This window comes from Pseudomonas sp. Sample_16 (genome assembly GCF_004307665.1).
GTDB lineage: Bacteria > Pseudomonadota > Gammaproteobacteria > Pseudomonadales > Pseudomonadaceae > Aquipseudomonas.
This window is the reverse complement of sequence record NZ_RCOB01000108.1, coordinates 119,457-130,697: the sequence shown is the minus strand read 5'-3', so window position 1 is coordinate 130,697 and position 11,241 is coordinate 119,457. Positions and strand designations below refer to the sequence as shown.

The 11,241-nt window shown below is 61.6% G+C and carries 7 protein-coding genes; all 7 read left to right on the top strand.

The window, feature by feature from the left end; all coding sequences use genetic code 11:
• Nucleotides 1-1,352, top strand: a 1,352-nt coding sequence (locus tag D8U69_RS15950; RefSeq protein ID WP_130907698.1) for a choline dehydrogenase, incomplete at its 5' end; no start/stop codon positions are given.
• A gap of 247 nt (nucleotides 1,353-1,599) precedes the next feature.
• A complete protein-coding gene (locus tag D8U69_RS15945; RefSeq protein ID WP_056853910.1) occupies nucleotides 1,600-3,042 on the top strand; it encodes a TldD/PmbA family protein in 1,443 nt (480 codons plus the stop codon).
• Nucleotides 3,042-4,379: a TldD/PmbA family protein gene (locus tag D8U69_RS15940; protein WP_130907693.1), complete on the top strand. Its 1,338-nt coding sequence runs from the start codon at nucleotides 3,042-3,044 to the stop codon at nucleotides 4,377-4,379. Before D8U69_RS15945 ends, D8U69_RS15940 begins: the two co-directional genes overlap by 1 nt.
• Before the next feature lie 133 nt (nucleotides 4,380-4,512).
• Nucleotides 4,513-5,940: a multidrug transporter subunit MdtD gene (gene mdtD / locus D8U69_RS15930; RefSeq protein ID WP_056853912.1), complete on the top strand. Its 1,428-nt coding sequence runs from the start codon at nucleotides 4,513-4,515 to the stop codon at nucleotides 5,938-5,940.
• A gap of 57 nt (nucleotides 5,941-5,997) precedes the next feature.
• The gene (gene dbpA, locus D8U69_RS15925; protein ID WP_056853913.1) at nucleotides 5,998-7,383 is read left to right on the top strand and encodes an ATP-dependent RNA helicase DbpA; all 1,386 of its coding nucleotides are present in this window, start codon (nucleotides 5,998-6,000) and stop codon (nucleotides 7,381-7,383) included.
• Nucleotides 7,384-7,518: 135 nt separating this feature from the next.
• Nucleotides 7,519-8,697, top strand: a complete 1,179-nt coding sequence (locus D8U69_RS15920) for an NAD(P)/FAD-dependent oxidoreductase (RefSeq protein WP_130907691.1) — start codon at nucleotides 7,519-7,521, stop codon at nucleotides 8,695-8,697.
• A gap of 264 nt (nucleotides 8,698-8,961) precedes the next feature.
• Nucleotides 8,962-11,145, top strand: a complete 2,184-nt coding sequence (gene yccS, locus D8U69_RS15915) for a YccS family putative transporter (protein WP_130907690.1) — start codon at nucleotides 8,962-8,964, stop codon at nucleotides 11,143-11,145.
• Nucleotides 11,146-11,241 lie beyond the last annotated feature (96 nt).

Here is an 11,241-nt window from a genome sequence, read left to right as displayed (position 1 = left end):
ACTGGTCGTACCTGGACTGCCTGCCCTATTTCCGTAAAGCGGAAACCCGCGACATTGGCCCGAACGACTACCACGGTGGCGACGGTCCGGTCAGCGTGACCACGCCAAAAGCCGGCAACAACCCGCTGTTCCACGCCATGGTCGAAGCCGGCGTGCAGGCCGGTTACCCGCGCACCGAAGACTTGAACGGTTATCAGCAGGAAGGCTTCGGTCCGATGGACCGCACCGTAACGCCGAAAGGCCGTCGTGCCTCCACCGCTCGCGGTTACCTGGACGTGGCCAAAAAGCGTTCGACCCTGACCATCGTTACCCACGCCCTGACCGACAAGATCCTGTTCGAAGGCAAGCGTGCGGTCGGCGTGCGTTACCTGGTCGGCGACGCCGAAGAACGCGTTGAAGTCAAAGCACGCAAGGAAGTGCTGCTGTGCTCCGGCGCCATCGCTTCGCCGCAGATTCTGCAGCGTTCCGGCGTCGGCCCGGCCGAGTTGCTGAACAAGCTCGACATTCCGGTGGTCCACGACCTGCCGGGCGTCGGTGAAAACCTGCAGGACCACCTTGAGCTGTACCTGCAATACGCCTGCACCCAACCGGTCTCGCTGTACCCGTCGTTGCTCTGGTACAACCAGCCGGCGATCGGTGCCGAGTGGTTGTTCAACGGCACCGGTATCGGCGCCAGCAACCAGTTCGAAGCCGGCGGTTTCATCCGTACCCGTCCGGAATTCGAATGGCCGAACATCCAGTACCACTTCCTGCCGGTGGCGATTAACTACAACGGCAGCAACGGTGTGAAAGAGCACGGTTTCCAGGCGCACATGGGCTCCATGCGTTCGCCGAGCCGCGGGCGCATCCAGGCCAAATCCAAGGACCCGCGCCAGCACCCGAGCATCCTGTTCAACTACATGGCCACCGAGCAGGACTGGCAGGAATTCCGCGACGGCATCCGCCTGACCCGTGAAATCATGCAGCAACCTGCACTGGACGCCTTCCGCGGTCGCGAAATCAGCCCGGGCATCGAGGTGCAAACCGACGAGCAACTGGACAAGTTCATCCGCGAACACGCCGAAACCGCGTTCCACCCGTCCTGCTCGTGCAAGATGGGCACCGACGAGATGGCCGTGGTCGATGGCGAAGGTCGTGTACATGGCCTGCAAGGCCTGCGCGTGGTCGATGCCTCGATCATGCCGATCATCACCACCGGCAACCTCAACGCGCCGACGATCATGATGGCCGAGAAAATCGCCGACAAGATCCGTGGCCGCAAGCCGTTGCCACGCAGCACTGCCACTTACTACGTGGCGGGTGGCGCACCGGTGAAGGGCAAGCCAATGCGTGAAGTTACCCAGACCGCTTAAGACGCTCCACCGCACCCTGATCGTTCCCACGCTCTGCGTGGGAACGCAGCCCGGGACGCTCCGCGTCCCAAAGCGTGACGCGGAGCGTCACAAGAGGCGTTTCCACGCAGAGCTAGGGAACGATCATCAATCTGCTCCCTCCTTGATCCCACCCCCCGCACAGGCCTACTCTAGCGCCACGCAATCGTTTCGCTCCTCCCCCTCGCAACACCGCTTCGCCGTCACTCCATACCAAGGAGGTTCCCGAATGTTCGATTTCCAACCCCAGCTCATGCAGCGTTTTGCTGCGTTGCGCACGGGCGCTGAATTCTTTTCCCTGCGTTACGTGCGCGAGTCCGGCCAGTACCTGTCGGTACGCAAGAACGTCGCCGAGCCACCGAGCCTGAGCCGTGACGAAGGGGCGATGCTGACTGCCCGGGTCAATGGCGTCGAAGCCTACGCCGCGACCAATGACCTATCGCAACAAGGCCTGCAAGCCGCGCTCGAACGCGCCGAACAGCAGGCTCGCCGGCTCAAGCCTCATGCCTTGCTGGACCTGCGCGAACAAGGCGTTTCCAGCGACCGAGCCGATTACTTTTCACCGAACCTCGACCAGCCCTTCCCGTCCCTGAGTGACTGCTACGCATTGCTCAGCGCCGAATCCGCTTCCGTGCCCAAGGACGATCGCCTGGTGAACTGGCAGGTGAGCATCGGCATCACCAATGTCGAGCAGATTTACCTCAACAGTGCCGGCGCCGAACTGCGTCAGGCCCAGCGCTTCGTCTACCCCGGTCTTGATGTCACCGCCTACGACGGCAACGACAGCCAGACCCGAACGCTCGGCCGGGAAAACTTCGGCCAACAGGGTGGCTTTGATGTCATCAGCCGCTGCGGACTGATTGGCGCGGGGGTAAAAGTTGCCGATCAAGCCCTGCAGTTGCTGCTGGCGCCGAACACACCGCAAGGTCCGCGCGACCTGCTGCTGATGCCCGACCAGATGATGTTGCAGATCCACGAATCCATCGGCCACCCGCTGGAACTGGACCGTATCCTCGGCGACGAACGCAATTACGCCGGCACCAGTTTCGTCAAGGCTGAAGACTTCGGTCACCTGCAGTACGGCTCGAAGTTACTCAACGTGACCTTCGACCCGGACATCCCCGAGCAGCTCGCCAGCTACGGCCATGACGACGACGGCACGCCGGCCAGCAAACAATTCCTGATCCGCGAAGGCCGGTTGCTGCGCCCATTGGGCGGCGCGCTGTCGCAATTTCGCGCCGGCATGGACGGCGTCGCCAACAGCCGCGCCTGCGGCTGGAACCGTCCGCCGATCGATCGCATGGCCAACCTCAACATCGAACCGGGCGATCAGCCGCTGGAGCAACTGATCGGCGGCATCGAGCACGGCATTCTGATGAGCACCAACCGCTCATGGTCCATCGACGATGCGCGCAACAAATTCCAGTTCGGCTGCGAATGGGGCCAATTGATTGAAAACGGCGAACTCAAAGGCGTGGTGAAGAATCCCAATTACCGGGCGATCTCCGCGCAGTTCTGGAAGAGCCTCAGCGCCGTCGGCGATGCCAACACTGTCAAGGTCCTCGGCACGCCGAATTGCGGCAAGGGTGAACCGAATCAGGTGATCCGCGTCGGTCACGCTTCGCCGGCCTGCGTATTCAGCAACGTTGATGTATTTGGGGGGGACGCCTGATGAGCACTGCGAAATCTCAGGTCGAATCATTCAAGGCCCTGGTCGCCGGATTGCGCGCAGCCCTGCGCGAACCGGAACAGTTCACCCTCAGCTACGCCGCCGAGTCATCGGCCTTTGTGCGTTTCAACCACGCCAAGGTGCGGCAGGCCGGGCAAGTGCAGCAGGCGAGCATCGGTTTGAAGCTGATCAACGATGGCCGTCACGCCGACCTGCAAATCACCCTGGCGGACGATCCGGCAGTCGACCTTCAGCGTCTGACCGAAGGCCTGCAACAGCTGCGTGAAACCTTACCGCTGCTGCCCAAGGATCCGTACCTGCTGCTCAACTACAACGGCTGGCAAAGCAAGAACGTGCAGGAACAACCGTTGCCGGACACCGAGCAGGTGGTCGCCGAAATCACCCAAGCCGCTGAAGGCCTGGATCTGGTCGGTTTCTATGCCGCCGGGCCGATCAGCCGAGGCTTTGCCAGTTCCGCTGGCGCGTTCGGCTGGCATCAGGCCAACAGCTTCAACTTCGATTTCAGCCTGTTCCATGAAAACGGCCAGGCAGTGAAGGCCAGCTATGCCGGGCATCACTGGAGCAGCGAAGGTTTTGCCAAGCGTTTTCAGCTGGCTCGCGAACAACTTGAGTTTCTCGGGCGACCGCTGCGCACATTGGCGCCCGGTCAGTACCGCGCTTATCTCGCCCCCGCCGCGCTGGAAGAAATCATGGGCATGCTGTGCTGGGGCGGTTTTTCCGCGCAGTCGATTGCCAGCAAAAGCAGCCCATTGCAGAAGCTCTATGGCGGCGATCAACACTTCAGCCCGCTGGTCTCGCTGGAGGAAAAGGTCAGCGGTTCGCTGAGCCCGGCGTTCTCGGATGAAGGTTATCCGCGCAGCGATCTCAAATTGATCGTCGAGGGCCAGGCCGGCGCACAACTGGTCGGTTCACGCAGCGCCGCCGAATACGGCTTGACCGCCAACGGCGCCAGCGGCGGCGAATCGCCGAGTGCGTTGGATTTGAAGGCCGGTGATTTACCCGAAGCAGACGTCCTCAGGCAGCTCGGTACCGGTTTGTACATCAGCAACCTGTGGTATCTGAACTTCTCGGATCAACCGGCGGCACGCCTGACCGGCATGACCCGCTTCGCGACCTTCTGGGTGGAGAACGGCGAGATACAGGCGCCGGTCAGCACCATGCGTTTCGATGACAGCGCTTTCAGCCTGCTCGGTTCGCAGCTGGAAGCGCTGACCCGGGAGCGCGAGTTGCTGTTGTCGGCCAGTACCTACAGCCAACGCGCGACGGCCTCGGCGTTGTTGCCGGGGGCGCTTGTCAGCCGGTTGACCTTGACCCTCTGAACCTGCTCGTTCCCACGCTCTGCGTGGGAATGCAGGCCGTGACGCTCCGCGTCCCAAAGCGTGACGCAGAGCGTCACAAGAGGCATTCCCACGCAGAGCGTGGGAACGATCATTACCGACAACCAGAGGTCCCATGCCCAACCGCCCGCCTCTCGATCCTGTCACCGCCCGCTGGGTGCCTTGGGTCGTCGCCATCGCGTTTTTCATGCAGTCCCTCGACGGGACGATCCTCAACACCGCCCTGCCAGCCATGGCCCGGGACCTGGCGGAAGATCCGCTGCGCATGCAAGGCGTGATCATTGCCTACATGCTCACCGTCGCATTGCTCATCCCCGCCTCGGGCTGGATCGCCGACCGCTTCGGCACCCGGAAAATCTTCTTCAGCGCGATTCTGCTGTTCAGCCTCGGCTCGCTGCTCTGCGCATTGTCGACCAGCCTGACCCAGTTGATCGGCGCCCGGATCATCCAGGGCCTGGGCGGCGCTCTGATGCTGCCGGTCGGGCGGCTGGTGGTGCTGCGCGCTTACCCGCGTTCGGAACTGGTGCGGATCATGGGCTTCATCACCATTCCCGGCCTGCTCGGCCCGCTGATCGGCCCGACCATGGGCGGCTGGATGGTGCAGTTTTTGACCTGGCACTGGATCTTCCTGATCAACCTGCCGGTGGGCCTGATTGGTTGCTACGCCGTGTGGAAATTCATCCCTGACCTGCGCGGCTCCGAGCGTACGCGCTTCGATAGCCTGGGGTTCTTGCTGTTCGGTGCGGCGATGATCCTGATCACCATCGCCATGGAAGGCCTGGGCGAACTGCACCTGCCGCACCTGCGGGTGATGTTGCTGTTGTTCGCCGGCATGGCGTGCCTGGCGGCGTATTGGCTGCGCGCCGGGCATATCGAGAATCCACTGTTTGCGCCATCGCTGTTCAAGACCCGGACCTTTGCCGTCGGTATCCTCGGCAACCTGTTCGCTCGCCTGGGTAGTGGCGCGCTGCCGTTCCTGGTGCCTTTGCTGCTGCAAGTGGCGTTGGGGTATTCGCCGTCCCAGGCCGGGATGAGCATGCTGCCGCTGGCAGCGGCGGCAATGATCGCCAAGTGGGTGGCGCGGCCGCTGATTGAACGTCTGGGCTACCGCATCGTGCTGACCGGCAACACCCTGGCACTGGGCATCATGTTGGCGAGCATGGGCCTGGTCAGCGAACAGACGCCTTATTGGCTGCTGCTGTGCCTGCTGGCGATCCTTGGCGCGATCAACTCTTTGCAGTTCACGGCGATGAACACCGTGACGTTGATCGACCTCGACGACGCCAGCGCCAGCAGCGGCAACAGTCTGCTATCGGTGGTCGCGCAATTGTCCCTGAGCCTGGGCGTGGCCTGTGCCGGTGCGTTGCTCGGCGGGTTTAGCGCGCAAATCGGAAAAGACGGCGTGGACACGGTTCTGGGCGCGTTCCAGCTCACATTCGTGACGGTGGGAATCATGGCCATGCTGGCGGCTACGATCTTCTCCCAACTCTCGAGAGAAGACGGACGGCGAGTCAAACGTCCGGAAGAACACATCGAGCCTTAGGGCTAAAGGCCATCGGACTGGTACACTGCGCGACATTTTGTTTTGCAGGCCAGTCCCGTGACCACCATCGCCACCGAATTTAATACTTTGCCGCTGTCCGCCGCCATGCTGGCTAACCTCGACTCCCTCGGTTATGCCCAGATGACGCCGATCCAGGCGCAAAGCTTGCCGGTGATCCTCAAGGGAATGGACCTGATCGCCCAGGCCAAGACCGGCAGCGGCAAAACCGCAGCCTTTGGCATCGGCCTGCTGAACCCGATCAATCCGCGCTACTTCGGCTGCCAGGCACTGATCCTGTGCCCGACCCGCGAGCTGGCCGACCAGGTCGCCAAGGAAATCCGTCGCCTGGCCCGTGCCGAAGACAACATCAAGGTCCTGACCCTGTGCGGCGGCGTGTCCCTCGGCCCGCAGATCGCTTCGCTGGAACACGGCGCGCACATCATCGTCGGCACGCCGGGGCGCATCCAGCAGCACCTGCGCAAGGGTTCGCTAGTCCTGCACGGCCTGAACACGCTGATTCTCGACGAAGCCGACCGCATGCTCGACATGGGTTTCTACGACTCCATCGAAGAAATCATCATGCAAGCCCCGGAGCGCCGCCAGACCCTGCTGTTCTCCGCCACGTACCCGGTGGGCATCAAGCAACTGGCCTCGAAGTTCATGCGCAACCCGCAGCAAGTGAAAGCCGAGGCGTTCCACGACGACACGCAGATCGAGCAGCGCTTCTACGAAATCTCTCCGGAAGAGCGCATGAGCGCCGTGACCAAGGTCCTCGGCCACTTCCGCCCGGCGTCCTGCGTCGCGTTCTGCTTCACCAAACAGCAGGTCCAGGAAACCGTCGACCACCTGACGGCCAAAGGCATTTCCGCGGTCGGGCTGCACGGCGACCTGGAACAGCGTGACCGCGATCAGGTGCTGGCCATGTTCGCCAACCGCAGCACCTCGGTACTGGTGGCCACCGATGTCGCAGCCCGCGGCCTTGATATCGATTCCCTGGACATGGTGATCAACGTCGAGCTGGCCCGCGATTCGGAAATCCACATCCACCGCGTCGGCCGTACCGGTCGTGCCGGTGAGAAAGGCATCGCCATCAGCCTGGTGGCGCCGTCCGAAGCCCAGCGTGCGCAAGCGATCGAACAGTTGCAGAAATCGCCGCTGACCTGGGATCAGGTGGACAACCTGACCAATCAGGGCGGCGGCCCACTGCTGCCGCAGATGAGCACCCTGTGCATCGGTGCTGGCCGCAAAGACAAGGTTCGGCCAGGCGACATTCTCGGCGCACTGACCGGTGATGCCGGCATCCCGGGTGCCCAGGTCGGCAAGATCGCGATTTTTGACTTCCAGGCTTACGTGGCCGTGGAACGCGGGATCGCCAAGCAGGCCTTGCAGCGCCTTAACGACGGCAAGATCAAAGGCCGCTCGCTGCGCGTGCGTATCCTGTGACCCTGATCATTCCCACGCTCCGCGTGGGAATGCATCCCGTGACGCTGCGCGTCACATGACGGCGGACGCAGAGCGTCCATGGCGGCATTCCCACGCAGAGCGTGGGAATGATCGAGAACAGTTGAGGACACCGTTTTGCGCTCTACCGAAGTCGTGATCATTGGCGCTGGCGCCGCAGGGTTGATGTGTGCGCTGACCGCCGCCGGGCGCGGGCGCAAGGTGTTGTTGCTTGACCATGCCAACAAGGCCGGCAAGAAAATCCTGATGTCGGGCGGTGGCCGCTGCAATTTCACCAACATGTACACCGAGCCGAGCAATTTCCTGTCGCAGAACGCGCATTTCTGCAAATCGGCGCTCGCCCGCTATACCCAATGGGATTTCATCGGCATGGTTGCCAAGCACGGCGTGCCGTATCACGAGAAAAAACTCGGTCAGTTGTTCTGCGACAACAAGTCCAGCGACATCCTGCAAATGCTGCTCGACGAGTGCGATCAGGTTGGTGTCAGCCTGCACCTGGACACGTCGATCCAGAGCATCGAGAAACTCGAGAAGGGCTATTTGCTCGATACCACCCTCGGTCAGGTGACGTGCGAATCGCTGGTGATCGCCACGGGCGGCCTGTCGATCCCAACCCTGGGCGCCACCGGTTTCGGCTACCAGGTGGCCAGGCAATTCGGCCACGAACTGCTGCCCACCCGCGCCGGCCTGGTCCCGTTCACCATCACTGATCAACTAAAGGAACTGTGCAGCGAACTGTCCGGTACCTCGGTGGATTGCCTGGTGAGCTGCAACGACCAAAGCTTTCGCGAGAACATTCTGTTCACTCACCGCGGCCTCAGTGGTCCGGCGATTTTGCAGATTTCTTCGTTCTGGGAATCCGGCGATACGGTCGAGATCAACCTGATGCCCGACCATGACGCAGCGCACTGGTTGCAACAGCAACAGGCCGAACGTCCCAACAGCGAGCTGAAAACCCTGCTCGGGGAAATCTTCACCAAGAAGATGGCCAACCTGTTGGCGGACAACTGGTTCGTCTCCAAACCGATGAAGCAGTACACCCACTCAGAAATCGCCGCCATCGCCGAAAAACTGGCGAGCTGGAAAGTCGTACCTGCCGGCACCGAAGGCTATCGCACCGCCGAAGTGACGCTCGGTGGCGTGAATACCAACGAAGTGTCGTCCAAGACCATGGAATCGCTGAAAAGCCCGGGCCTGTATTTCATTGGCGAAGTGCTGGACGTGACCGGGCATCTGGGCGGCTTCAACTTCCAGTGGGCGTGGGCTTCCGGCTACGCGGCCGCACAGTACGTCTGACGACCGTCTTTCAAATGTGAAGCACCATCCCTGTGGGAGCTGGCTTGCCAGCGATGAGGCCAGTACATCCGACATCTTTATTGACTGTCAGTCCACTATCGCTGGCAAGCCAGCTCCCACAGGGTTCTTTGTTGACTTTAAAGAATGCGCTCGGCGGAGGATCTCAAAGGAACAAATTTTGCTGCCCAATGTGATCGGCGCCATTGCGTCGGCGTCATTAGTGGCTCAATTTAGCGTCATTGCCTCGGAAGGCCTTCGCATTTCATGTCATCGACTTCATTCCGTCAGTCTCTGCGTCGCCTTTGGGCGCTGGATAAATTCAGTTACAGCGTGCGGGTGTTCATCGCCCTGACCGGTACCATGGCGCTGTGTTGGTATCAGGATGAAATGGGGCTGCTGATCCCGTTGTTCCTCGGGATTATCGCCAGCGCCCTGGCTGAAACCGATGACAGTTGGCAGGGCCGTCTCAACGCCTTGGCGGTGACGCTGGTATGTTTCGCCGTTGCCGCGCTGTCCGTCGAACTGCTCTTCCCCTACCCCTACCTCTTCATCATCGCCTTTGCGCTCGCCGCGTTCTGCCTGACCATGCTCGGCGCGCTGGGCGAACGCTATGGCGCGATTGCCTCGGCGACGCTGATCCTGTCGGTCTACACCATGATCGGCGTGGATCAGCGCGGTGGCGCGGTCACCGATTTCTGGCACGAGCCACTGCTGTTGGTGGCCGGTGCGGCCTGGTACGGCGTGCTGTCGGTGTTGTGGCAGGCGTTGTTTTCCAACCAGCCAGTACAGCAGAGCCTGGCACGGTTGTTCCGCGAACTGGGCTTCTACCTGAAGCTGAAATCCTCGCTGTTCGAGCCGATCCGGCAGATGGACGTGGAAGCCCGTCGCCTGGAACTGGCGCAACAGAACGGTCGCGTGGTCGCCGCACTCAACGCCGCCAAGGAAATCATCCTGCACCGGGTCGGCAACGGTCGGCCGGGCTCGAAAGTCAGCCGTTACCTGAAGCTGTACTTCCTCGCCCAGGACATCCACGAACGCGCCAGTTCTTCGCACTACCCTTACAACGCCCTGGCCGATGCGTTTTTCCACAGTGACGTACTGTTTCGCTGTCAGCGCCTGCTGCGTCAGCAAGGCAAGGCCTGTCGGGCATTGGCCGAATCGATCCAGATGCGCCAGCCGTTCATCTATGACGCCAGTTTCGCCGAAGCCCTGAGCGACCTGCACGCCTCTCTCGAACATTTGCGCATCCAGAGCAACCCGGCCTGGCGCGGGTTGCTGCGCTCATTGCGAGCGTTGGCCGCGAACCTTGGCACCCTCGACCGTTTGTTGAGCGACGCCAGTAACCCCGACGCGCTGGCGGACGCCACGGACAGCAGCCTGCTCGACCGCTCGCCGCGCAGCTTCAAGGATGTCTGGACCCGTTTGCGCACACAGCTGACGCCGACGTCGCTGCTGTTTCGCCATGCCCTGCGCTTGCCCCTGGCCTTGAGCATCGGCTACGCGATGGTGCATTTGATCCACCCGTCCCAGGGTTACTGGATCATCCTGACAACCCTGTTTGTCTGCCAACCGAACTACGGCGCCACTCGCCGCAAGCTCGGTCAGCGGATCATCGGCACCGCCATCGGCTTGACCCTGGCCTGGGCGCTGTTCGACCTGTTCCCCAACCCGCTGATCCAGTCCTGTTTCGCCATCGCCGCCGGGATCGTGTTCTTTACCAACCGCACCACCCGCTACACCCTGGCGACAGCGGCGATCACCTTGATGATTCTGTTCTGCTTCAACCAGGTAGGCGATGGATACGGACTGTTCCTGCCACGACTGTTCGATACCTTGCTCGGCAGCCTGATCGCCGGGCTGGCGGTGTTCCTGTTCCTGCCAGACTGGCAGGGTCGACGCCTGAACAAAGTGCTGGCCAACACCCTGACCTGCAACAGCATTTACCTGCGCCAGATCATGCAGCAATACGCCGCCGGCAAAAGCGACGACCTGGCTTATCGCCTGGCCCGGCGCAACGCGCACAACGCAGACGCAGCGCTGTCGACCACCCTGGCCAACATGCTGATGGAGCCTGGGCATTTTCGTAAGGAAGCGGATGTGGGTTTCCGTTTTCTGGTGTTGTCGCACACTTTGCTCAGTTATCTGTCTGGTCTGGGTGCGCACCGTGAAACCCAGTTACCGGCGGATGTGCGCGAACAACTGATCGAAGGCGCCGGTGTGAAACTGGCTGCCAGCATCGACGAAATCGCCCAGGGCCTGGCGAGCAAATCCGCCATTGCGATTCAGAGCGATGAGGAAGAGGCGCTGGCCAATGAACTCGAACAGATGCCCGATGAAATCGATGAAGGCCAACGGCTGGTGCAGACGCAACTGGCATTGATCTGCCGGCAACTGGGGCCGCTGCGTACGTTGGCGGCGCATTTGATCAAGGATACGAGCGAAGACTGAGATTTGCGGTGGCTAGTCGGGCCTGATCGCTGGCAAGCCAGCTCCCACAGGGAATTGAGTCAGGCACTGATCTGTGTAAACCATCAAACACTGTGG

Coding starts and splice junctions, on each gene's coding strand:
- D8U69_RS15945 (WP_056853910.1), top strand. CDS start 1,600: ATGTTCGATTTCCAACCCCAGCTCATGCAGCGTTTTGCTGCGTTGCGC.
- D8U69_RS15940 (WP_130907693.1), top strand. CDS start 3,042: ATGAGCACTGCGAAATCTCAGGTCGAATCATTCAAGGCCCTGGTCGCC.
- mdtD (WP_056853912.1), top strand. CDS start 4,513: ATGCCCAACCGCCCGCCTCTCGATCCTGTCACCGCCCGCTGGGTGCCT.
- yccS (WP_130907690.1), top strand. CDS start 8,962: ATGTCATCGACTTCATTCCGTCAGTCTCTGCGTCGCCTTTGGGCGCTG.